At 61.9% G+C, this 24040-nt stretch carries 22 protein-coding genes; 12 read left to right on the top strand and 10 right to left on the bottom strand.

What is annotated here, in order from left to right:
* Nucleotide 1: 1 nt before the first annotated feature.
* Nucleotides 2–943 carry a LysR family transcriptional regulator gene (locus tag HX812_RS25775; RefSeq protein ID WP_038844024.1) on the bottom strand — a complete coding sequence of 314 codons (942 nt, stop codon included), beginning with the start codon at nt 941–943 and terminating at the stop codon, nt 2–4.
* Nucleotides 944–1059: 116 nt separating this feature from the next.
* Here HX812_RS25775 and HX812_RS25770 point away from each other — a divergent pair, with 116 nt between their 5' ends.
* The 9 genes from HX812_RS25770 to HX812_RS25730 all read left to right on the top strand — a co-directional run bounded on the left by HX812_RS25770 (nt 1060) and on the right by HX812_RS25730 (nt 10485).
* A complete protein-coding gene (locus HX812_RS25770; protein WP_038844026.1) occupies nt 1060–2355 on the top strand; it encodes an MFS transporter in 1296 nt (431 codons plus the stop codon).
* Between the two features lie 16 nt (nt 2356–2371).
* Nucleotides 2372–3556: an L-rhamnonate dehydratase gene (gene rhmD / locus HX812_RS25765; RefSeq protein ID WP_038844028.1), complete on the top strand. Its 1185-nt coding sequence runs from the start codon at nt 2372–2374 to the stop codon at nt 3554–3556.
* Between the two features lie 10 nt (nt 3557–3566).
* Nucleotides 3567–4367 carry an HpcH/HpaI aldolase/citrate lyase family protein gene (locus tag HX812_RS25760; protein WP_038844031.1) on the top strand — a complete coding sequence of 267 codons (801 nt, stop codon included), beginning with the start codon at nt 3567–3569 and terminating at the stop codon, nt 4365–4367.
* A gap of 11 nt (nt 4368–4378) precedes the next feature.
* Entirely contained in the window at nt 4379–5812 is a 1434-nt protein-coding gene (gene aldA, locus HX812_RS25755; RefSeq protein WP_038844033.1) for an aldehyde dehydrogenase, read from the top strand.
* 70 nt (nt 5813–5882) lie between these two features.
* The gene (locus HX812_RS25750; RefSeq protein ID WP_038844035.1) at nt 5883–6758 is read left to right on the top strand and encodes an amidohydrolase; all 876 of its coding nucleotides are present in this window, start codon (nt 5883–5885) and stop codon (nt 6756–6758) included.
* Nucleotides 6758–7078: an L-rhamnose mutarotase gene (gene rhaM / locus HX812_RS25745; RefSeq protein WP_177076018.1), complete on the top strand. Its 321-nt coding sequence runs from the start codon at nt 6758–6760 to the stop codon at nt 7076–7078. Before HX812_RS25750 ends, rhaM begins: the two co-directional genes overlap by 1 nt.
* A 41-nt stretch (nt 7079–7119) precedes the next feature.
* Nucleotides 7120–8178, top strand: a complete 1059-nt coding sequence (gene rhaT / locus HX812_RS25740) for an L-rhamnose/proton symporter RhaT (protein WP_038844037.1) — start codon at nt 7120–7122, stop codon at nt 8176–8178.
* A 27-nt stretch (nt 8179–8205) separates the two neighbouring features.
* On the top strand, nt 8206–8976 hold the full coding sequence (locus HX812_RS25735; RefSeq protein WP_038844039.1) for an SDR family NAD(P)-dependent oxidoreductase: 771 nt from the start codon (nt 8206–8208) through the stop codon (nt 8974–8976).
* Nucleotides 8977–9162: 186 nt separating this feature from the next.
* Entirely contained in the window at nt 9163–10485 is a 1323-nt protein-coding gene (locus HX812_RS25730) for a carbohydrate porin (protein ID WP_038848998.1), read from the top strand.
* Here HX812_RS25730 and HX812_RS25725 read toward each other — a convergent pair.
* On the bottom strand, nt 10482–11096 hold the full coding sequence (locus HX812_RS25725) for an LpxA family transferase (protein ID WP_038849000.1): 615 nt from the start codon (nt 11094–11096) through the stop codon (nt 10482–10484). The genes HX812_RS25730 and HX812_RS25725 overlap by 4 nt on opposite strands.
* A gap of 115 nt (nt 11097–11211) precedes the next feature.
* On the opposite strand from HX812_RS25725, the gene HX812_RS25720 reads away from it, so the two are divergent.
* Nucleotides 11212–12177, top strand: coding sequence for a threo-3-hydroxy-L-aspartate ammonia-lyase (locus HX812_RS25720; protein WP_038849002.1), 966 nt, complete (start codon nt 11212–11214; stop codon nt 12175–12177).
* Nucleotides 12174–12554 carry a RidA family protein gene (locus tag HX812_RS25715; RefSeq protein WP_038849003.1) on the top strand — a complete coding sequence of 127 codons (381 nt, stop codon included), beginning with the start codon at nt 12174–12176 and terminating at the stop codon, nt 12552–12554. The genes HX812_RS25720 and HX812_RS25715 overlap by 4 nt, the downstream gene beginning before the upstream one ends.
* Here HX812_RS25715 and HX812_RS25710 read toward each other — a convergent pair.
* The gene (locus HX812_RS25710; protein WP_038849006.1) at nt 12542–13168 is read right to left on the bottom strand and encodes a transcriptional regulator; all 627 of its coding nucleotides are present in this window, start codon (nt 13166–13168) and stop codon (nt 12542–12544) included. The two genes, HX812_RS25715 and HX812_RS25710, sit on opposite strands and share 13 nt — an antisense overlap.
* A gap of 70 nt (nt 13169–13238) precedes the next feature.
* Between HX812_RS25710 and HX812_RS25705 the strand changes: the two genes are divergently transcribed.
* Nucleotides 13239–14342: a DSD1 family PLP-dependent enzyme gene (locus HX812_RS25705; RefSeq protein ID WP_038849009.1), complete on the top strand. Its 1104-nt coding sequence runs from the start codon at nt 13239–13241 to the stop codon at nt 14340–14342.
* Between the two features lie 108 nt (nt 14343–14450).
* On the opposite strand, the gene HX812_RS25700 is transcribed toward HX812_RS25705, so the two are convergent.
* The 7 genes from HX812_RS25700 to HX812_RS25670 all read right to left on the bottom strand — a co-directional run bounded on the left by HX812_RS25700 (nt 14451) and on the right by HX812_RS25670 (nt 23898).
* Entirely contained in the window at nt 14451–16064 is a 1614-nt protein-coding gene (locus HX812_RS25700; protein WP_038849011.1) for a GMC family oxidoreductase, read from the bottom strand.
* Between the two features lie 27 nt (nt 16065–16091).
* Entirely contained in the window at nt 16092–17309 is a 1218-nt protein-coding gene (locus HX812_RS25695; protein WP_038849013.1) for a mandelate racemase/muconate lactonizing enzyme family protein, read from the bottom strand.
* Nucleotide 17310: 1 nt separating this feature from the next.
* Nucleotides 17311–18618: a nitrate/nitrite transporter gene (locus HX812_RS25690; protein WP_038849026.1), complete on the bottom strand. Its 1308-nt coding sequence runs from the start codon at nt 18616–18618 to the stop codon at nt 17311–17313.
* Nucleotides 18619–18694: 76 nt separating this feature from the next.
* Nucleotides 18695–20119 carry an aldehyde dehydrogenase gene (gene aldA, locus HX812_RS25685; protein WP_038849015.1) on the bottom strand — a complete coding sequence of 475 codons (1425 nt, stop codon included), beginning with the start codon at nt 20117–20119 and terminating at the stop codon, nt 18695–18697.
* Between the two features lie 122 nt (nt 20120–20241).
* Nucleotides 20242–21687 carry a mechanosensitive ion channel family protein gene (locus HX812_RS25680; RefSeq protein WP_033901674.1) on the bottom strand — a complete coding sequence of 482 codons (1446 nt, stop codon included), beginning with the start codon at nt 21685–21687 and terminating at the stop codon, nt 20242–20244.
* 68 nt (nt 21688–21755) lie between these two features.
* A complete protein-coding gene (locus HX812_RS25675) occupies nt 21756–22616 on the bottom strand; it encodes a pirin family protein (protein ID WP_038849018.1) in 861 nt (286 codons plus the stop codon).
* 76 nt (nt 22617–22692) lie between these two features.
* Nucleotides 22693–23898, bottom strand: a complete 1206-nt coding sequence (locus HX812_RS25670; RefSeq protein ID WP_038849021.1) for a multidrug effflux MFS transporter — start codon at nt 23896–23898, stop codon at nt 22693–22695.
* Between the last annotated feature and the right edge of the window lie 142 nt (nt 23899–24040).

Below are 24040 nucleotides of genomic sequence, written 5' to 3'. Positions count from 1 at the left end.
TTCAAAGCATCGCGGCCTTCTTCTGCAACAAGTCGATGAACAACCCCAGTTCACGGCTCACCACTTCGCCTTTGCGCAACAACATGCCAAACGGCGCCAGTCGCACGTCGAGGGCCACCGGCAGCGCCACTACCAGGCCCATTTTCAGGTAATCACGCAGTGCGCTTTCGGACAGCACCATCACGGCGTCGGTCAGCTGGATCAACTGCTGCATGGAGTACACCGAGCTGCACTCGATGATGTCCGCCGGGCTGGGCAGCGCCAGATCCTGCAGCGCCTGGTCGAAGCCGATGCGCGCAGGGCTGGTTTGCGGTTGCAGGATCCATGGCCAGTCGCGCACCAGTTCATCCAGCATCAACTGCTCACGCTGGGCCAGGGGGTGGCCGGCGTGCACCACCACCAGCAAGCGTTCGTTGCCCAGGGGTTCGAAGCTGTAGTGCTCGTTGTCGGTGGCGGCATTACGGCGCGAGATAGCCAGGTCGATGCGTCCCTGTTCAAGCAACTGGATCACTTGGTCGCTGGTGTCGCCCATGATGCGGATACGCAGTTGCGGGTTCAGCGATTTGATCTGCGCGATGGAGTCCATCACCAAGTCCGGTGCGGCGCCCATGATGGTGCCGATCGACAGGTAGCCGTAACCGCCCTGCTGTCGTGCCATCAAGTCTTCGGCACACCGGTCCAAACCGCTCAAGGCGGATTCGGCAAAACGGATCAACTCCTGCCCGAGCGCCGTAGGACGCATCCCCCTCGGCAACCGCTCAAACAGATCACAGGCAAACATGTCCTCGATCTCACGCAGCATGCGCGTGGCGGCAGGCTGCGACATGTTCAGCGCCTGTGACGCACGGTGCAGGTTTTGGCTGGAGCTCAGCGCGACGAGCATATGCAGGTGCTTGTAGCGCAGGCGGTTGAACAGGCTGGGAGAGATCGCGGGACTGCGCATTTTTATCCTTGTTATCGATACCCTGAGGTTATCAGTTGTAAGCGAGATTCGATTTGTAGCGTATTGCTCGGCCGCCGTACAGTCCGTCCCATAAGAACAAAACATCGGACGCCACTATGAAAACCCTCCCCGCGCCCCTGCTCGCCAAGATTTCCTGGCGACTGCTGCCCTTCCTGCTGTTGATGTACATCATGGCCTTTCTCGACCGCGCCAATGTCGGGTTTGCCAAACAAGCTTTCCAGGCCGACACCGGTCTAAGCGACGCCGCCTTTGCGTTTGGCGCTGGCGTGTTTTTTGTCGGCTACGCGCTGCTCGAAGTGCCGAGCAACCTGATCCTGCACCGCGTCGGCGCCCGTCTGTGGATGTGCCGCATCATGGTCAGCTGGGGCCTGATCTCGGCCGCCATGGTGTTTGCCCACAACGAAACCAGCTTTTACGTGCTGCGTTTTTTACTCGGCGTGGCCGAAGCCGGATTTTTCCCCGGCGTCATTCTTTACCTTACCTACTGGTTCCCCCAGGCCGTGCGCGGCAAGGCCATGGGTTTCTTCTATTTCGGTGCGCCGCTGGCCTTCATCTTCGGTAGCCCGTTGTCCGGTTTGCTGCTGGAAATGGATGGGTTTGGCGGCATACACGGCTGGCAGTGGCTGTTCGCGGTGGAAGGCCTGATGGCGACCGCAGTAGGCATTTGGGCCTATTGGTACCTCGACAATCGCCCCGCCGATGCCAAGTGGCTGACCTTTGCTGAACGCCAGCAGATCCAAAGCCTGCTGGACAGCGAAGACCAGCACAAAACCTCCCACGGTCGCAGCCTGCTCACCGTGCTGTGCCAACCCGCGGTGTTGTACTTGTGCCTGGTGTACCTGCTGATCCAGGCCAGCGTCTACGGCGTGGTGTTTTACCTGCCGACCCAAGTGGGCGATCTGCTCGGCACCAAGGTTGGCTTGATGGTCGGGCTGGTCTCGGCCATTCCCTGGCTCTGCGCACTGTTTGCGGCCTGGTGGATTCCCAGCTACAGCGACCGCACCGGCCTGCGTCGCCAGACCGCCTGCCTGACCCTGCTGATGGCTGCCGCCGGCATCGCCTGCTCGGTGACTTTCGCCAACCCGCTGCTGGGCATGCTCGCGCTGTGCTTTGCCGCCTCGGGGTTCATCGCCGTGCAACCGGTGTTCTGGACTTTCCCCTCCAGCTACCTGGCCGGCAGCGCTGCCGCAGCCGGCATTGCACTGATCAATTCCTTCGGCGCCCTGGGTGGCTTCATCGCACCGGTCATCAAGCACTGGGCCGAAGGCGCCTTGAACTCCCCGGCAGCCGGCCTGTACCTGCTGTCCGCCACCACGGTACTGGCTGCATTGCTGGTGCTGGGCATCCACTCACCCGGCCGCACCGCGTCGAAAACGCCGGCCACTGTTTAACGCCAGGAGTCACATCATGGGTCATCTCACCATCAAACACGTCCGCGCCTTTGTACTGCGAGGCGGCGGCGCCGATTACCACGACCAGGCCGATGGGCATTGGATCGACGACCATATTTCCACGCCGATGAGCAAGTACCCCGAGTACCGCCAGAGCCGCCGCAGCTTTGGCATCAACGTGCTCGGCACCCTGGTGGTGGAGATCGAAGCCAGCGACGGCACCGTCGGTTTCGCTGTGACCACTGGCGGTGAACCGGCGGCTTACATTGTCGAGAAACACCTGGCGCGCTTTCTCGAAGGCGCCCGCGTCACCGACATCGAAAAAATCTGGGACCAAATGTACCAGTCCACCCTGTATTACGGGCGTAAGGGCCTGGTGATCAACACGATTTCCGGCGTCGACCTGGCCTTGTGGGACCTGCTCGGCAAAATCCGCCAGGAACCCGTGCACCAACTGCTCGGCGGCGCGGTGCGTGATGAGTTGCAGTTCTACGCCACCGGCGCGCGCCCGGATCTCGCGCAGAAAATGGGTTTTATCGGCGGCAAAATGCCCCTGCACCACGGCCCCAGTGAAGGCGAAGAAGGCCTGCGCAAGAACCTCGAAGCGCTGGCGACCATGCGTGAACGGGTCGGCCCTGACTTCTGGCTGATGCTCGATTGCTGGATGAGCCTGGATTTGAACTACGCCACCAAGCTGGCGATCGGCGCCCATGAGCATGGCCTGAAGTGGATCGAAGAAGCGCTGTCCCCAGACGACTATTGGGGCTATGCCGCCCTGCGCAGCAACGTGCCCAAAGGCATGTTGGTGACCACCGGTGAACACGAAGCCACCCGCTGGGGTTTCCGCATGCTGCTAGAGATGGGCTGCTGCGACATCATCCAGCCCGACGTCGGCTGGTGCGGCGGCCTCACCGAACTGGTGAAAATCTCGGCGTTGGCGGATGCGCATAACGCAATGGTCGTGCCCCACGGTTCGTCGGTGTACAGCTATCACTTTGTCGCCACCCGCCATAACAGCCCATTCGCCGAGTTCCTGATGATGGCGCCCAAAGCGGATGAAGTGGTGCCGATGTTCCACCCGCAATTGTTGGGCGAACCGGTGCCGGTAAATGGCCGCATGCGCTTGTCGGCGCTGGACAAGCCGGGCTTTGGCGTTGACCTGAACCCGGACTGCCAACTGCACCGTCCCTACAACCGCTGAGGAACCCGCCATGAACATGCCCCGCAATGGCTTCAAGGCCGCCCTCGCCAAGGACGCCACCCAATACGGCATCTGGGCCGGTTTCGCCACCGGCTACGCTGCCGAGATCGTCGCCAGCCTCGGATACGACTGGATGCTGATCGACGGTGAACATGCTCCCAACACGGTTCCGAGCGTCCTCAACCAGTTGCAGACGGTCGCGCCGTACAGCACCGCGCCCGTGGTGCGCGCCGTCAACAGTGACGCCAGCCTGATCAAGCAACTGCTCGATATCGGCGCTCAGACCTTGATGATCCCCATGGTCGAAACCGCCGAACAGGCCCAGGCCCTGGTGCGTGCCATGCGTTACCCGCCCCACGGCATCCGTGGCGTCGGCGGCGGTCTGACCCGCGCTACGCGCTGGGACGGCGTGGACAACTACCTGACCACCGCCCATGAGGAGTTGTGCCTGATCGTGCAGGTGGAGTCGCGCCTTGGCGTGGAAAACGTCGCCGCGATTGCCGCCGTAGAAGGCGTTGACGCTGTATTCATCGGCCCCGCCGACTTGTCCATCGGCCTGGGTCACGCCGGCAACCCCGGCCACCCAGAGGTCCAGGAGCGCATCAAGCACGCCATCGACGCCACCCTCGCCGCCGGCAAGATCAGCGGCATCCTGGCGCCCAACGAAGACGATGCACGCCGCTATCAGGCCTGGGGTTGCCGCTTTATCGCGGTGGCCATCGACATCAGCCTCCTGCGCCAGAGTGCCCTGGCCATCCTTGCCCGCTATCGTCCTGCCGCCGAAACGAAAGCGCCTTCGCGTACTTATTGAGGAACTTGCCCATGTCATCCGTTCCCGTTTACCAGAATTTCATCAATGGCCGCTTCAGCTCCAGCGAAGCGCACATTGACGTGCTCAACCCGGCCACCGGCGCCTTGCTGTCGAAGGTACCGGCGTCCACCACCGCCGAGGTCGACCAGGCCCTGGCCGCCGCACGCCAGGCGCAAAAGACCTGGGCGCGCAAACCCGCCATCGAACGTGCCGGGCACCTACGCCGCATCGCCGCCAAGCTGCGCGAGAACGTTGCGCACCTGGCGCGCACCATCACCCTGGAGCAAGGCAAAGTCAGTGGTTTGGCGGAGGTGGAAGTGAATTTCACCGCCGACTATCTCGACTACATGGCCGAGTGGGCACGACGCATCGAAGGCGAGATCATCACCAGCGACCGTCCCAATGAAAATATCTTCCTGTTCCGCAAGCCGTTGGGCGTGGTGGCCGGCATCCTGCCGTGGAATTTCCCGTTCTTCCTGATCGCGCGCAAAATGGCGCCGGCGCTGCTCACCGGCAACACCATCGTGATCAAGCCCAGCGAAGAAACCCCGAACAACTGCTTCGAGTTCGCCAAGCTCGTCGCCGAAACCGACCTGCCCGCCGGGGTGTTCAACGTGGTCTGCGGTGACGGCCGGGTCGGCGGCGCGCTCACGGCGCACACAGGCGTCGACATGATCAGCTTCACCGGCAGCGTGGCGACCGGCTCGCGGATCATGACGGCCGCCGCACCGAACATCACCAAGCTCAACCTGGAACTGGGCGGCAAGGCACCGGCCATCGTACTGGCAGATGCCGACCTGGAGCTGGCGGTCAAAGCCATCCGCGATTCGCGCATCATCAATACCGGCCAGGTGTGCAACTGCGCCGAGCGGGTGTACGTGGAGCGCAAGGTTGCCGACCAGTTTATCGAACGCATCAGCGCAGCCATGTCCGCCACCCGCTATGGCGACCCTATCGCCCAGGCCGACGTAGAAATGGGCCCGCTGATCAACCGCCAGGGCCTGGACAGCGTCAACCGCAAAGTACGCACCGCCCTGAGCCAGGGCGCAACGTTGGTCAGCGGCGGGCAGATTGCCGACCTGGGTGCGGGTTTTCACTTCCAGCCGACTGTATTGGCTGGATGCCGCGCCGACATGGAGATCATGCGCGAAGAGATCTTCGGTCCGGTGCTGCCGATCCAGATCGTCGACGACCTCGACGAGGCCATCGCCCTGGCCAACGATTGCGACTACGGCCTGACTTCGTCGATCTACACGCGCGACCTGGGCAAGGCCATGCACGCGGTGCGTGAAATCGACTTTGGTGAAACCTACGTCAACCGTGAAAACTTCGAGGCCATGCAGGGCTTCCATGCCGGCGTGCGCAAATCCGGCATTGGCGGCGCCGACGGCAAGCACGGCCTGTATGAGTACACCCATACCCATGTGGTTTACCTGCAGAGCTGAGCTGGTTAATCGGGGCCGGGCGCGCTAGCGTGCTGGCCCCTCCGAATTTGCTTTTGATAAGGACTGCGTCATGCCCCTGACTTCCTACAGCGGCCCGATCATCGACAGCCATTTGCACCTGTTCGACCCACGTCGCCCCGAGGGCATTCCATGGCCTGAACCCGGTAACCGGCTATACGCCGCGCACCTGCCGGCGGATTACTGGGCCCTGGCCGCGCCGCACAATGTGGTAGGCGCGATTGCCGTGGAAGCCAGCCCCTGGCGCGACGATAACCGCTGGCTGCTCGACACCCTGCGCAGCGAACCGCGCATGCTCGGCTTTGTCGGCAACCTCGACCCGCTGCACGCCGACTTCGCCAACGACCTCGACGCGTTGACCAATGAGCCGCTGTTTCTCGGCCTGCGCTACGGCAATCTGTGGGATCGCGACCTGCTGCAAGACCAGGCGCGCCCAGGCTTTATCGACGGCCTGCGCCAACTCGCCGCCAGCGGCCGTGGCCTGGACAGCGCCAACCCGAATCCGCGTCTTGTCAAAGGCCTGTTGCAGTTGAGCGATAGGCTGCCCGGGCTGCGCATCATCATCGACCACCTGCCCAACGCCCAGGTGCCATCAGGCGAAGAGGCGGCCTATCACGCCGACCTCCTGCGCCTGGCCGAACGCCCGAATGTGTTCGCCAAACTGGCGGAGATTCCCCAGCTCGGCCCTCAAGGCTTGATCACCGACACGGCGTTCTACAACGATCGCTTGGCGGTGTTGTGGGAAGCCTTCGGCGAAGACCGCTGCTTCTTCGGCAGTGACTGGCCCAACAGTGATGACCTGGCGGATTTCGCCGCCACACTGGGCCTGGTCAAGCGCTGCGTTGCCGGTAAACCCGAGGCGGTACAAGCCAAATTCTTCCTGCACAACGCGGTGCGAATCTATACGCCCAGCCATGGAGCGCCGTGATGCAGACCCGTGCCTTTCGCATGAACCTCAACTCCGGCCAGGCCGATGAATACCGCAAGCGCCACGACGACATCTGGCCCGAACTGGCCCAGGCGCTGCTCGATGCGGGTGTGGTGGATTACCGGATTTTCTTCGATGAACCGGGCAATGCGCTGTTCGCCGTGCTGACCCACGAAGACGTCCACGGCCTGGATGAACTGCCCGGTACAGCACTGATGCAACGCTGGTGGGCCTACATGCAGGACATCATGCCCAGCCACGCAGACGCGTCGCCGATCAGTGTTGACCTGCTGCCCATGTTCCAACTGACGCGCCCCTGATCCAACCGACGCACAACAACAATAAAAAAGGATTCGACTACGTGGAAATCATTCTCCTTGGTGTGATTCTGCACTTTATCGGCGGCTTCGCTTCCGGCAGTTTCTACATCCCTTACAAGAAGGTCCGCGGCTGGGCCTGGGAAAGTTATTGGATCACCGGCGGCCTGGTGTCCTGGCTGATCGTGCCGCTGATCGCGGCGCAACTGACGGTGCCCGGTTGGGTGGAAATCCTGCGCAACGCAGACACCAGCACCCTGCTCTGGACCTACCTGTTCGGCGTGTTGTGGGGTATCGGCGGGCTGACATTTGGCCTGACCATGCGCTACCTCGGCTTGTCCTTGGGCATGTCGCTGATCATGGGCCTCACCTCGGCCCTCGGCGCATTGATGCCGGCGCTGTACCGCGACCTCTTCACCAGCGAAACCGAAGGTACGCTGACCTCGATGCTGGCTTCGCAAGGCGGGCATTGGGTGTTGTGGGGCGTGGCCGTATCGCTGGTCGGTATTGCAGTGTGCGGCAAGGCCGGGCTGATCAAGGAACGGGAAGTGTCCCAGGCGGTGAAGTTCGCCAGTGTCAGCGAATTCTCCCTGGGCAAGGGCATGCTGGTGGCGGTGATTTCCGGCGTACTGAGTGCGTGTTTCAGCTACGGCATTTCCGCCGGCCGACCGCTGGCCGCCGCTGCTGTAGAGCACGGCGCCAACAGCCTGTTCCAGAACAACGTGACCTTCATGGTGATCATGTGGGGCGGCCTCACCACCAACGGTATCTGGTGCCTGTGGCTGAATTGGCGCAACCGCACCTTCCATAACTACACCGACCGCAGCACCCCGCTGCTGGGCAACTATCTGTTGGTGGCGATTGCCGGCACCCTGTGGTTCCTGCAGTTTTTCTTCTACGGCATGGGCGAAAGCCGCCTGCAGAACGACGCCAGCTCCTGGGTACTGCACATGTCATTCATCATCATCGTGTCCAACTGCTGGGGCCTGTATTTCCGCGAATGGCACGGCACCAGTGCCGCCAACAAAGGCGTGCTGGTGGCGGGTATCGCGGTGATCCTCGGTGCGATCGCCATGGTCGGCTACGGCAATTATCTCGGCTGATGCCGCTTATTTTTGAAGGAGAGTTTTATGTTGCTTGCAGACAAAACCGTGATCATCACCGGCGCCTCCCGTGGTATCGGCCGCGCCGCCGCCCGTGAATGCGCGCGCCAGGGTGCCCGCGTGGTGATCGGCCATAGCGGCAGCGGCCAAGGCACCGAGGCAGCGCACTCGTTGATCGAAGAGATAAAGGCGTTCGGCGGTACAGCCATTGAAGTGGGCGGCGACGCGGCCGACCCGGACACCGGCGACAAACTGGTGGCCGGCGCAGTAAAAGCCTTCGGCAGCGTCGATGTGTTCGTCAACAACGCCGGCATCTGCCCGTTCCACTCGTTCCTCGACATGCCCCGCGAGGTCTACCTGAAAACCGTCAACACCAACCTCAATGGCGCCTACTTCGCCGTACAGGCAGCGGCCAACCAGATGAAAAACCAGGGTCGCGGCGGCGCGATTATCGCCGTCAGCTCCATCAGCGCCCTGGTCGGCGGCGGCATGCAGACCCACTACACACCCACCAAGGCCGGCCTGCATTCGTTGATGCAATCCTGCGCAATTGCCCTGGGGCCGTACGGCATTCGCTGCAACTCGGTACTGCCGGGCACCATCGCCACCGACATCAACAAGGACGACCTGGCCGATGAGGAAAAACTCGCCTACATGACCTCACGCACGCCGTTGGGTCGCCTGGGTGAGCCGGATGATGTGGCCGGGCCCATCGTATTCCTGGCCTCGGACATGGCGCGCTACGTAACCGGCGCGTCGTTGCTGGTGGATGGCGGGTTGTACGTAAACCTCCAGTAACACCCCGCTCCTCAAACCACCACAGTTCCACTGTGGGAGCGGGCTTGCTCGCGAATGCAGTGTGTCAGTCACCGGATTCATGCCTGAACCACCGCTTTCGCGAGCAAGCCCGCTCCCACAGGGGCCTCTGTGTGCCTGAAGTTCGAGTTCCACCCCAATAAAAACAACAATCCAAGGAGCTTTTCCATGCGCATCACCCTACCCCTGGCCCTGCTCTGCAGCGCCATGTCGACCTGCGCCTTCAGCGCCGGTTTACTGGACCCAAACTCCCCCGCCATGCTCGGCGACTGGAACGGCCTGCGCCCGCAACTGGCCGAGCAGGGCTATGACTTCACCCTCAAGTACGTCGGCGAAGTCGGCTCCAACCTCGGCGGTGGCTACAACTCGCATACCACGGCACGCTGGAGCGACCAGTTGATTCTCGGTGTGAACATGGACCTGCAAAAACTGCTCGGTTGGCAAGACGCTACCTTGCGCATCGGCATCGGCGAGCGTCATGGCAAGGACATCACCAACGACCGCGTGCACCAGCCCAACGCCACTGGACTGACCTCCACCATGGAAGTGTTCGGCGGCGGCAATGCCTGGCGGCTCTCGCAGTTCTGGTACGAGCAGAAATTCTTCGAGCGCAAATTCGCCTTGAAACTGGGGCGCTTCGGCCATGGCGAAGACTTCGATCAGTTCCCCTGCGAATTCCAGAACGTGACCCTGTGCGGTTCCCAGGAAGGCAACTGGAATGGCGTGTGGAACAGCTTCCCCATCAGTCAGTGGGCAGTGCGCGCCAAGTACCAGTTCACCGACGAGTTTGCGGTACAGGTCGGAGCCTACGACAAGAACCCCGGCAACGCCGAAGCCAGCAATGGCTTCAAACCCTTCATCAGCGGCTCCCAGGGCACCAGTTTTCCCATCGAAGCCATCTGGAAGGGCCAGGTTGCCGGGCTGAACTCCGAATACCATGTGGGTTACTACTATGCCAACGCAGACACCAAGGACATGCTCAAGGACGCCGACGGCAACTTTGCCGCCAGCTCGCAAAAGCCCTATCGGATGTATTCCAGCAACGACGGCTGGTGGCTGTCGGGCCAGCAGCAGTTGACCACGGTCGACGGCAACAACAAGCGCGGGCTCAACGTATTCGCCAACCTGACGATGAATGACCCGGACAAGAGCGTGATTAAAAACCTGATTCAGGTCGGCCTGATCTACCGAGGCCCGTTCGATTCACGCCCAGACGACACTTTTGGTATTGGCGCGTCGAAACTGCAGGTCAGCGACCGCTACACCCGTAACACGCAGATGCTCAACGCCGCCAATGGCGTAACCGCTACTGATGACCCGCTGTACGTGCCCGAGCAGCGCCGCGAGTACAGCTACGAGATCAACTACGGCGTGCAGGCGACTAAGTGGCTGATGGTGCGGCCCAACCTGCAATACGTGAAGTATCCCGGCGGGCTGACGCAAACCACCGGTGCGGTGGTCGGCGGCGTGCAGTTTATTGCCGATTTCTAGTCTTTCTCTGCATCAAACACCTGCCCGCGCCCCACCACGCTGGCAGGCTTGAGTAGCGCACCTGGCGCCAATACCGCATTGGCGCCGATCCGGCACTGGTCACCGAGCAGCGCACCAAACTTGTCGCAACCAGTGCGTTGCAATGCCCCGTCCACTCGTACCAACACTTCTTTGTCATCGCGCTCATTGCGGTAGTTGGCGACGATGCTCCCCGCTTCCAGGTTGATCCCCTGCCCCAGCACCGAATCACCGACAAAGTTGAAGTGCGCCAGCTTGCTGCCGCTGAACACGAAGGACGTCTTCAACTCGGCGCCGGGACCGATGATGCAGTGTTCATCCAACCAGCAACCGCCACGCAGCAGTGAACCGCTGGCGATAAAACAGTGGGCACCGATGATCAGTGGCGGCTTGAGCAAGGCACCCGCCTCGACCGTGGCGGTACGGTGAATGGCGATTTCATCCTGAATGAGGTACTCGTCGGCTGGCAGTTCGGCCAACAGTTGGCGAACGATGGCGGGTGCCTGGCTGACCAGGGCCCAAGGCGCCAGGTCGGCCCACGGCGCAAGGCAGGATTGAGAGATCGGGGCGATGTAATCGGTAAGTCGGATCAACGTGTAATCCTCTAACGGTCAGAGAAGCCCGAAACGCTAACATGCACACACGAACCTTTACTATTTGTCTTGTTATGGATATTTTATCCAGACAAGCCACTGAGGTCCGTTCCCCATGCATTTGCCAACTTACCAAGACGTCATCGCCGCCGCCCAACGTTTGGAAGGCTTCGCCCACCACACACCGGTATTCACCTCACGCACCCTCGACGCGCTGACCGGTGCCCAGGTGTTCATCAAGTGTGAAAACCTGCAAAGGGCTGGCTCGTTCAAGTTTCGCGGTGCTTTCAACGCGTTGTCGCGCTTCGATGATCAGCAGCGCAAGGCCGGTGTGGTGGCGTTTTCCTCCGGCAACCACGCCCAGGGGATTGCCCTGGCAGCGCAGTTGTTGGGCATACCGGCGACCATCGTAATGCCCACCGATGCACCGGCCGCCAAGATTGCGGCCACCCGCGACTATGGCGCCCGCGTGGTGCTGTATGACCGTTTCACCGAAGACCGCGAGCAGATCGGCCGTAACCTGGCCAGCGAACACGGCCTGACCCTGATCCCGCCCTATGACCATCCACACATCCTCGCCGGGCAAGGCACCGCCGCCAAGGAACTGCTGGAGACCACCGGCCCTCTGGATGCGTTGTTCGTCGGCCTCGGCGGCGGCGGCATGCTCTCGGGCACCGCACTGAGTACCCGCGCCCTGGCGCCCGACTGCCTGCTGTATGGCGTCGAGCCCGAAGCCGGCAATGACGGCCAACGCTCGTTTCGCAGCGGCAGCATCGTGCATATCGACACACCGGCCACCATTGCCGATGGTGCGCAGACTCAACACCTGGGCGACTACACCTTCCCGATCATCCGCGACCAGGTGAACGACATCCTCACCGTGTCGGATGCCGAGTTGGTCGGGGCGATGAAGTTCTTCATGCAGCGCATGAAACTGGTGGTGGAGCCTACCGGCTGCCTGGGGTTGGCGGCATTGCTCAACGAAGGTGACCGGTTCAAGGGCCAACGCGTGGGGATTATCGTCACCGGTGGCAACGTCGATATCCAGAAGTACGCCGCGCTGCTCAGCGAGGCCTCATGAAGATCATCCAGACGCCCAACGCCGCCAAACCCGCCGGCCATTACTCACAGGCCATCCGCCACGGCGACACGTTGTACATCTCCGGGCAATTGCCGGTCAGTCCGGATGGGCAGCACAACCTGTCGGCGCCGTTTGCCGAACAGGCCCGGATAACCTTGAACAATCTGCTGGAGATCTTGAAAGCCGCCGGCGCTACGCCAGAGGATTTGGTGAAGGTCACGGTCTATGTGACCGGCGTCGAACACTGGCCTGCATTCGATAGCGTGTACGCCGCCGCGCTGGGCGACCACCGCCCTGCCCGCGCGGTGGTACCGGTGCCCGAGTTGCATCACGGGTATCTGGTGGAGATTGAAGCCGTGGCGCGCTACTTGGCGTAGGTGTAGACCGCCGCGCGCGACACGCCCAAGTGGGAAGCCACGGTTTCCATGGCCCGGCGAATATCCAGGCAGCCTGAGTCTTTGAGTTCCTGCATCAGCACACGCCGGTCCGCCGTCTTCAACGCACGCGGGGTGGTGGCCAGGCGGGCGGCGAACTGGTCGATACGCGCACGGATGACGTCGGCACCGGAAGGGTCCAGGGATTCGATGAGCTTGTCGCCGCTGACCGAGCCGAACTGCTCGAGCATGCCCTGCAAGCCACGGAACAATGAGAGATCGACGTTCATGCACAAGGCCGCGACGTACTCGCCCCCCGCGCCCTTGATGCCAATCGAGGTGCTCTTGACCTGGCGACCGTCGCTGAACTGGTTCTGGTAATTGGCGATGACTTGCGGGTAGTCCGGGTCGGCAATCCGCGCCAGGCCCAACTCGGTGGTCGGGTCTCCCGGTGCGCGTCCGGACAGGTTGTTATGGATGGCCAGGATCGAGTGCTGCGGGTCGCGCAAGTCGTGCAGCACCACTTCGCAGAACGGGCTGAAGGTCTTGCTCAAGCCTTCGGCAATCTGTTCGAGCTGGCTGATCAGGTGAGTATCGTTGGGAGAGGTGTTTTTCATGCAAGACAACATATCCAGTCCTGGACAGGGCGTCAATTTCAGCGCCGTCCCCTCTAGTGGAGTTGCAACTTTGGACACGCCAGCAGCACTGATCGATATCGAAAAAATGCAGCGCAATATCCAGCGCATGCAACAGCGCGCCAACAGCCTGGGCGTTCAGTTGCGCCCCCATGTCAAAACCCACAAGTGCGCTGAAGTGGTAGCGGCGCAGATCGCAGCGGGCGCGCGTGGCATCACGGTTTCGACCTTGAAGGAAGCGGAGTATTTTTTCGACCTGGGCATCCCCGACATCCTCTACGCTGTGGCCATGGCCCCGCACAAATTGCCCCAGGCTCTAGCGCTGCGTCGTCGGGGTTGCGCCTTGACGCTGATCACCGACAGCCTGGCCGGCGCCCAGGCCATCGTTGATTTTGGTCGCGAGCATGGCGAACGCTTTGCGGTGATGATCGAGATCGACTGCGACGGCCATCGCTCCGGGGTCAAGCCACACGACCCGCTGCTGCTGGACATCGCACGCCTGCTCGGTGACAGCCTCACGGGCGTGCTGACCCATGCCGGTGAAAGCTATGGCCTGGACACGCCTGACGCGCTGCAAGCCATCGCGGAGCAGGAGCGTGCGCGGTGTGTCGAAGCAGCCGAACGCATCCGTGCGGCTGGGATGCGTTGCGCGCAGGTCAGCGTCGGTTCGACACCCACCGCGTTATCCGCCCTCAACCTGGACGGCGTGACCGAACTGCGCGCTGGGGTCTATGCCTTTTTCGACCTGGTGATGCACAACATCGGCGTGTGCCGCCTCGACGAACTGGCCTTGAGCGTGTTGACCACGGTGATCGGGCATCAACCGGAAAAAGGCTGGGTCATCACGGACTCGGGCTGGATGGCGATGAGTCGGGATCGCGGCACGCAATCGCAGAAACAGGACTTTGGTTACGGCCAGGTCTGCGATGAGCGCGGTAAGCCGATTGAGGGGCTGCTGTTGAGCAGCGCCAATCAGGAGCATGGGGTGGTGCAATTCCAGGGCGGTGATGTGGATGTGATCGCACAATTTCCGCTGGGCATGCGCCTGCGTATTTTGCCCAACCATGCCTGTGCCACGGGGGCGCAGTTTGGCAGCTATCACGCCCTGCTGGACAATGGCGACAGGCAGGTGTGGGAACGCCTACGCGGCTGGTAACCGAGACCCTTGTAGTGAGCGAGCTTGCTCGCGCTGGAGTGCGCAGCGCTCCCTTTGTTTTTGGGGCCGCTTCGCAGCCCGGCGCGAGCAAGCTCGCTCACTACAGGGTCAGTGGGCATCCTCCAGGATCAGGTCGGCGCCCTTCTCCGCCACCATCAACACCGCCGCATGGGTATTGCCCGAGGTCACGTTGGGGAAGATCGACGCATCGACAATGCGCAGCCCTTCCAACCCATGCACCTTCAAGCGCTTGTCCACCACTGACACCTGCGGGTCCGAGCCCATGGCGCAGGAGCCGCACAGGTGGTAGATCGAGCCGCTGTTCTCGCGGAAGTATTGCAGCATCTGCTCATCGGTCTGCACCGCCGCGCCGGGTAGCACCTCGGCCACGGTGATGCCCTTGAGGGCTGGCGCCTGCATGATCTTGCGCATCAACCGACTGCCCTGGATCACCTCGTCGATGTCCTTCTGGGTGCTCAGGTAGTTGGGGTCGATCAAGGCCGCATCCCGTGGGTTTTTCGAGGCGATGCGGATGGTGCCCCGGCTGGTCGGCCGGCACGGGTTGAAGCACAGCAGGAAGCCGGAATACGGCTCGGGCTTGAGGCTGGCCTTGTTGTTTTTCGGGATCTGGTACGACAGCGGGTTGAAGTACAGCTGCAGGTTCGGGTCCTTCTGTTCGTCGTTACCACGAAAAAAGCCGCCGGCCTGGTTGACGCTCATCGCCAGCGCGCCCTTGCGGGTCAGCAGGTATTTCAAACCCAGCTTGAGCTGGCCGAACAGCGAGCTGAGTTCGTCGTTCAGCGTCGGGATGTTGGCCTTGTAGTAGTAGCTGGCGCACAGATGGTCCTGCAGGTTTTCGCCCACTGCCGGCAGGTGCTTGACCAACGGGATGTTGTGTTCAGCCAGCAGGTGCTGGTCGGCCACACCGGACAATTGCAGGATCTTCGGCGTGTCCACCGCGCCGGCACACAGGATTACTTCCTTGCGTGCCGTGAAGGTGCGTGTCACGCCGTGTTGGGTGACGGCAATGCCCGTGGCGCGTTGCTGATCGTCGAACAGCACGCGATCCACCAACGCATGCAATTCCACCGTCAGATTGGAACGGCCGAGCGCCGGGTGCAGGTGCGCAAAGCTGCTGGAGCAACGCTCACCATTGCGCGTATTGACGTCATACAAACCGGCGCCTTCGAAGTTCGGGCCGTTGAAGTCGTCGCTGTGGGCATAGCCCAATTGCTCGCAGCCCTTGAGGAACACGTCGCAGATCGGGTGGGTCTGGCCCTTCATCGGCGTGATGCTGATGGGGCCACTGCCGCCGTGGTACTCGGTGTCGCCCAGCGGGTGGTTTTCCAGCTTGCGAAAGTATGGCAGTACGTCCGCAAAACCCCAGCCGTCGTTGCCGTTGGCGGCCCAGTCATTGAAGTCATGGGCCTGGCCGCGCACGTAGATCATGGCGTTGATCGAGCCCGAGCCACCCTGCACTTTGCCGCGTGGCGCGTAGATTTCACGCCCGGCCAACTGCTTTTGTGGCTGGCTGTAGTACATCCAGTTGAAGGTCGGGTTGTAATACATCTTGGCGAACCCGACCGGGATCTTGAACCACCAGGAACTGTCCTTGCCGCCGGCTTCCAGCAACAACACGGTGTGTTCGCCCGAGGCGGACAACCGGTTGGCCAGGATGCAGCCTGCGGCGCCAGCGCCGGCGATGATGTAGTCATATGTCATTCACGGTTACCGCATCAGTCGTTTTTTTTAGCCCTTGGCGGGCGAAGTGTCTTTCACGTCAGCCGGGTTCGGCGCCATTTGCAGGTGCAGGCGTTCCCCGGTGTACGGCGTGTGCTTGCGCACCACGTCCATGTTCAGTTCAACGCCCAGGCCCGGTTCGGTGGACGGGATGATGTAGCCGTCCTCCCATTGCAGCGGCTTGGTCAGTACTTCGGCATGGAAACCGCCCCAGGTCATGATGCTTTCCTGGATCAGGAAGTTCGGGGTGCACGTGGCCAGCTGAAAGCTCGCCGCTGCGCCAATCGGCCCGTTGTACAAATGCGGGGCGATTTGCGCGTAGTAAGCCTCGGCCATGCTCGCGATTTTCTTCGCCTCCAGCAGCCCACCGCAGCGCGCCACGTTCATCTGCAAGATCGAAGCACCACCGGCCTGCAGCAGCTTGAAGAACTCATACTTGGTGGTCAGGCGCTCGCCGGTCGCAATCGGGATACTGGTCTTGGCCGCGACCTGGGCCATGGCGTCTTCCTGGCCTGGCGGCACCGGCTCTTCGAACCACAGCGGGTCGTATTTCTCCAGACGCTTGGCCAGGCGGATCGCCGACGAAGGCACCATCTGCCCGTGGGTGCCGAACAGCAGGTCGCACTTGTCGCCCACCGCTTCACGGATCTTGCGGCAGAAGGTCTCGCAGCGCTCCAGCACCTCAAGGGAGATCTGGTGGCCCGAATACGCGGTGTACGGGCCGGCCGGGTCGAATTTCACGGCGGTGAAGCCTTTGTTCATGTTCTCGATGGCGCACTCGGCGGCCAGGTCCGGGTCGTCGTAGTCGTACTCGCCCTGACTGTTGACCGGGTACAGGTAGGTGTAGGAACGCAGACGCTCGTTGACCTTGCCGCCGAGCAGCTCGTAAACCGGCTTGTTGGCGGCCTTGCCGATGATGTCCCAGCAAGCCATTTCCAGGCCACTGACCACGCCCATCATGGTCAGGTCCGGGCGCTGGGTAAAACCGCTGGAATAGGCCTGGCGGAAGAAACGCTCGATGTGATGCGGGTCGTGGTTGAGCAGGTAGCGCTCAAACACATCCTCGATGATCGGCAGCATGGCCTTGGGGCCGAAGGTGGCGGCGTAGATCTCGCCGACGCCTTCGATGCCGCAGTCGGTCTTGAGCTTGACGAACAGCCAGTACATGCCGCCGATGTGCGGCGGCGGGACAGCAACAATATGGGTTTCAAGGGCGACGATTTTCATCTCAGGCACCTGTCTGGTTGAATTTTTTACGGTTGATTCGGGCGCGCAGGGTCAAGGCCGCAAGGGTGCCGAGCACGCCGATGAAGGCGATGTAGCCGAAATACAGGTTGTAACCGGCCTTGCCTGGGTAGGTGTCGGTCAGGTAGCCGTTGATCAGAGGGATAAAGGTGTCCGGCAGGTAACCCACCACCGAGACAATGCCGATGGCCAGGCCGGTGATGCGCAGCGGAATGTCGCAGCTGTCGAGGATCGCCCAGTACAGGCCACGGATCGCGTAGGTCATCAACCCGATGAAGATCACCGTGCCGATCAGCAGGCCCAGGCTGTTGAACGCCGGGAACACGATCAGCCCGACCATCGCCAGGGTCACCAGCGCCAGTGCGACGATCAGCACCGAAATATTCGAGAATTTATCCCCCAGCCAGCCGCCGCCGATGCCACCGATGGGACGCATCCACAGCTTGATGGTGGTGATGGTGCCGGCCATCACGGCGGTCATGCCGCTGCCTTGCAGGTAGTCGGAGAAACTGTAGGTGGCCCAAAACATGTGGTAACCGCAAAACACGATGGCGGTCACCAGCCACAGCTCGGGGATTTTCACCAACGTGGTCAAGTCAGCGATGAGGTTGAACTTGCCCTTCTCCACCGCCGCTGTCTCGGCCATGGATTTGGGATCCTTGAGCAGCACCAGCACGCAGCCGATGGCGATACACACAAAGGAATACAGGTAGACCACGTGCTTGAAGCCCTCGGCCGCCGTCTCGCTGCGGCTCTCGGTGGCATAGGCGAACAGGCCCAGGGCCACGGTGGCCAACAGCGCCTCGACCAACCCGCGACCGCCATCGAGGATGCCGAAAAAACGGCCCTGCTCGGTGTGGTGCGCGATCATCTTCACGCGCTTGAGCACCGAGGCCCAGAACGTCAAGCCGGTGGTCAGGCCCCAGCAACCGAAAATGATCATCAGGCCGCTCATCGACGGCACCGTCGAATACCACAGGCCCAACCCACCGGTGGCAACCAGCGAGAAGAAGATCAGGAAGCGTGGCGGCAAGCGGTCGGCCAACCAGCCACTGGGCAAGTAACTGAGCAGGAAGATCGTGCCGAGCATGGAATACAGATAGCCCAGCTCACTGTGGTTGATGTGGAACACCTCGAGCATGGTGGTCTGGTAGACCTGGCGCAGGTAGAGGATCGGGTAGATCGCCCCTGCGGCCAGCACCAGCAACATCAATTGGAAATAGCGACTGGCGGTGTCATTTGCCGCGGGCACGGCAACAGGAACCTGGGCAACGGGTGCAGGCTTGGACATCATTCGGACCTCAGGCACCCGATGCACGGGTGCCCCGATAATTGTTTTTATTAAGGGTGTCGCGGGTGTGCGTGGATCAGTACTTCATGACCACCAAGCGGGTCTGGGTAAATTCAAGCATCCCGTGCTTACCGTCATCGCCGCCCAGCCCTGAGCGTTTCCAGCCGGCGTGGAAGCCCTGGTACGGGTCCGCCGGTGTGCGATTGACGTACAACTCGCCGGCTTCGATGGCATTCGCCACTTTCATCGCCGTGCGGTAGTTCTCGGTGTAAAGCACCGACGACAGGCCGAACTGGTGGTCGTTGGCCATGGCCAGTGCTTCATCGATGTCGCGGTACTTGAGCACCGGCAGTACCGGGCCGAAGATTTCCTCCTGGATGATCTCCATGTCCTGGCGGCAGCCGCTGAGCAGGGTCGGCGGGTAGAAATGCCCTGGACCTTCAGGCAGCACGCCGCCCACTTCCAGTACAGCACCGGCGGCGACAGCGCGCTCGACCATGGCGTGGATATTCTGTCGCGAGCTGGCGTTGACCAACGGGCCCATCAGGCTGGCGTCGGTTGCGCGGTCGCCGAACTTCACGGCGCTGATCTTGCTTTTGAGCAGGGCCAAAAACGCGTCATAGATGCTTTCGTGCACATACACGCGCTCCACCGCCGTGCACAGCTGGCCGCAGTGGGTGGTCTTGGAGGCAACAATGGCGCTGGCGGCTTTTTCCAGGTCCGCATCGGCCTCGATGATCGCCGGGGTCTTGCCGCCCAACTCCAGCGAGGGCTTGGCGATGTTGGCCTTGCAGTAATCCAGCACAATGCGCCCAGCATTCACGCTGCCGGTGAGGGTAATCAAACCGACCGCCTTGTGGGTGCAGACACTGGCGGCAGTGGCATGGTCCATGGTCAGGATATTGATGACGCCGGCTGGAATTCCGGCCTTGACCACGGCCTTGGCGATTTCAAACGCCGACAGCGGCGTGTTGTTGCTCGGCCGCACCACCACGGTATTGCCTGCGATCAGCGCCGGGGCGATCTTGCGTAACAGGGTGTAGACCGGGTAGTTGAACGGGATCAGGCAAGCCACGACGCCAATCGGCTCGCGTTGCAGGAACAGGTTTTCGTCCGGGGTATCGCTGGGGATGATCTCGCCTTCGATCCGGCGTGCCCATTCGGCATGGTAGCGGGTGATCTGCGCGGCGTAGCGCGCTTCGTTGCTGGCGTCACTGACGCTCTTGCCCGACTCGCTGGCCAGCGCCGTGCCGATGGCTTCAGCGCAGCTGTCCAGGGCATCGGCAAAGGCACGCAGGTGTTCGGCGCGTTCGATACTGGTGAGTTTGCCCCAGGTTTTCTGAGCGATGGCGGCGGCGTCGACGGCGGCAATCGCCTCCTCGGCGGTGGCAGCGCTGACGTGGCCGACCAGGGTTTCGGTGGCCGGGTTGTAGACGGCGATCAGTGCGTCACTGGCAGGTTCGACAAAGTGACCGTTGAAAAAATTGCGCTCGAGTTGCATGTGGTTCGCCCAACGTTGTTGTTATCCGAGTGACATGCAGTCTTGTCATCGGCCAGCCGTTGGACAAACGATTTATTGCGTGGGGTAACGTGCGAAAAACGCAGGTTAGTCGGTTTTTACCCTCAGAGCCCGCGTTGGCGCAGCCACTGCAGGAAGCCCTTCTTCACGGGTACCACGGGCGCCTCCTGGGTCAAGGCCTGCGCGGCGTGCAGGCGGAAATCCAGCAGGGTCTTCATGGCTTCGCTGATGTCGTGGCGCGCATCCAGGCACGGCTTCAAGTATTCCTTCTCGATGCGGTACAGGGTGCAGAAGGTCTTGGCCGAAAAATCCGCCAGTGCGGCCTGGTCCGACAGGATTCCCGCCTCACCGATCACCTCCCCTGGCCCCATGCGCCCGGCTTCGAACTTGTGCCCGCCCTTGGTCAGCATCACCGAGATCACGCCGGACTCGACGATAAACAAATGATCGCTGACCTCCCCGGCCGGCAGGATCATGTCGCCGGCGCGGTAGGTGTGCAGGGTCATATTCTGGCTGAAGGTGTCTTTCTCCTCCTGGCGCAAGGTGGAGAAAATCGACGAACGCTCCAGCAATGCGCGTGCCGCGGACATGGCCGCAGGCGCGCTGCTTTCCGTGGCCGAGAGCAAGCCGACACCCGCCGCTTGCAGGTGACGGAAGGCCAGGTCGTAAAGCTGGTTGCGCACCTCGCGCTTGAGGGCCATGGCCGGTACAAAACCGCTGATTTCATATTCGACGCCGCCACTGGCGGACGTTTTGAACGCCACACTCGGCGCCGGCTTGCCCAGTAGCGGCCGACAGCCTTGCATCGCCCGCTCCAGCGCCTCGATCACCGTTTGCGGGCGCGCATGCGGGCTGACTTGCAGGCTGACCGACAGGCCGAACATGTCCGCCGGGCGCGAGAAGTTGATGATCTTGGCCTTGGCCGCCAGGGAATTGGGGATCACTGCCAGGCTGCCCTGGGAGGTTTGCAGGCGCGTGGCGCGCCAGTCGATGTCGGTCACCCGGCCTTCGGTGCCGTCGATGGAGATCCAGTCATCGATCTGATACGGCTTGGTGGTGTTGAGCACGATCCCGGAAAACACATCGCTCAACGTGCTTTGCAGCGCCAGGCCGACAATGATCGCCACCGCGCCGGACGTAGCGAGCACGCCCTTGACCGGCAGGTCGAGCACATAGGCCATGGCGGCGATGATCGCGATCAGGAAAATCACGGCGCCGACCAGGTCCTGCAACAGGCGCCCGGTGTGACCGACCCGCTGCATCATCACCGCGCCAAGCAATACCGTCAGCGTGCGCGCCGCGAACAGCCACCAGCCGATCTGCAAGGCGGTGGCCGCCAGGTGCAAGGCAGTGTTGTCCGCATAGGGCGCCACTTGCATGGGGTTCATGCCGTCGTTGAACAGCACGGCGCTGTACACGGCAAAGATCGCCAACCGCGCCGCGAGCTTCCAGTTGGCGAGGTTGACGGAAATAAGGCGCCACACGGCGATGTCGATAAAGATCAGCGCCAGGGCGCACAGCATCGGGTGATCAGCGATAAATGAGGGCATCCAGGCGACTCCAGGGCGAATGCCGTGAAGATCGCATGAAATGCCGCTGCAGGGTATAGCGGGCGTGCTTACATCTGCCCGAAACGACCGGATTGAAAGTCCGCAAACGCCTGATGAATCTCCTGCTCGGTATTCATCACGAACGGGCCATGCCCGACGATAGGCTCGTCGATGGGTTCGCCACTGAGCAGCAACACCTTGGCGTCGTCATTGGCCTCCAGCGTCAGTTGGCGACCATCACGCTCAAACAGCGCCAATTGCCCTTGGCGCGCTACCTCCTCGCCATTGACCAAGACCGTGCCGCGCAGGATCACCAGGGCGGTGTTACGTCCTTCGTGCAGGTCCAACGTGACGGGTTTGCCGGCGTTGAGGCGCAAGTCCCACACGTCGATGGGCGTAAACGTATGCGCCGGGCCTTGGGTGCCAGCAAACTCACCGGCAATCAGGCGCAGTTGCCCGGCGCCGTCGGCCAGTGGCAGTACCGGAATGTCGCCATCGACAATCGTCTGGTAACCGGCGTCGGCCATTTTGTCCTTGGCCGGCAGGTTGACCCACAATTGCACCATCTCCAGCGCGCCGCCGCTGCGGGCGAAGGCTTCGGAGTGGAACTCTTCGTGGAGAATGCCTTTGGCGGCCGTCATCCATTGCACGTCGCCGGGGCCGATGGTGCCGCCGGCGCCAGTAGAATCGCGGTGTTCAACTTCGCCATCGTAGACGATGGTCACCGTCTCAAAGCCGCGATGCGGGTGTTGGCCTACGCCGCGACGTTGTTCGGTCGGGGTGAAATCCGCTGGGCCGGCGTGGTCCAGCAGCAGGAATGGGCTGATGTGTTTGCCCATGGTGTCGTAGGAAAACAGCGTGCGCACCGGGAAACCGTCGCCGACCCAATGGCCGCGAGGGCTGGTGTAGATGCCGATAAGCTTTTTCATGGTGTACCTCCAAAGTGCCTACACCATAAGTCGGCTGGAGGTTGAGCACTAGCCGGCAAAAGCGGCCTGGATCGTCCTACGTATAGGACAATCCCTTGACTTGGCGCTGACGCAGCAGATGAAACGCGACAAAGGCCGTCAGCGCAAAACACGCCTGGATAATGATCATCGGCGCGGCACTGCCATCGCGCAGTTGGCTCAGTAACACACCGCTGCAGGTGGCGCCGAACATCTGTGCAAACCCCATCAGGCCTGCCGCCAGACCGGCGCGGTGTGCGTTGGGCATGACGCCCCCGGTGACCGAGCCCGGCAACACCAGGCCGCCGCCAAGGGTGACCAGCGCGATCGGAATATCCAGGCCGAGTACCGACAGGCCAAACAGTGCATAAATGACCAGCGCGGACACACCGCCGATGGCCACCATCGTCACGCCCATCGCCACAATCCGCTGCGGGCCCAGGCGCATGATGTTGCGTCGGGTGTAGGTGGAACCGACGATCAGCATCGACACGATCAGCCCGAAATTGATGCCGTACTCAAGTGTGCTGAAGCCCAGCAGATTGATGAACACCGCCGAAGAACCGGCGATCACCGCGAACATCGCGCCGTAGGTGCACGCTAAGGCCACGGCGAACGCACGGTATTGGCGGCCCTTGAGCAGATCCAGGTACTGCCCGCCGAGGGTGCGCCAATGACCGGCCTTGGGATCGAGGAAGTGGTTGCTCTCGCGAAAGAACAGCAAGGCCAGCAGTAACACCACGCTGCCAATCACCAGCGCCAGGACGATCGGTGCGTGCCAGCCGAACAGTTTGATCAACAGGCCACCGACCATCGGTGCCACCACAATGGCGTAGAGCATGCCGATCATGGTCAGGGCCAGTGCAGGCCCCGCCTCGGCCTTCCACACATCCCGCACCACCGTGCGTGCGAGTACCAACGCGGCGCAGGCGCCCAGGCCTTGCAGCACGCGGGCGGCGATGAACTGGTGGATGTCGTGGACCAGCAGCATCGACAAGGTCGCCAGCACGTACAGCACCAAGCCGCCGATCAACACCCGGCGCCGGCCAATGCGGTCCGACAGCGGGCCGAACAGCAACTGCCCAAGGCCGAAAGCAGCCACAAAGGCCGACAGCGCCATCAGTGCCGAACCGGCTGGCGCCGCGAGTGCCTGCTCGATGGCGCCGAGGCCGGGAATGATCAACTGAGTTGAAACCTCACCCAGTGCCGTCAGGGCCACCAGTAAAAACAACAGGCTTCGCGAGGGGACCGGGACGTTTTTCATGGGGGGTATCCGGGGGGCTGGATTAATTTATATTTCGACCATAATATGCGTAAAAAATTATGTCCATAATTTTTTGCCCAATGGTTACCCCCCGGAGCCCGCCATGCACCCTCTTCCCTTGCGTCTTCTCACGCCCCTGGCC

The sequence above is a fragment of the Pseudomonas sp. IPO3749 genome (genome assembly GCF_013386605.1).
Taxonomy (GTDB): Bacteria; Pseudomonadota; Gammaproteobacteria; order Pseudomonadales; family Pseudomonadaceae; genus Aquipseudomonas; species Aquipseudomonas azotoformans_A.
This window is presented reverse-complemented; position numbering and strand designations above follow the sequence as displayed.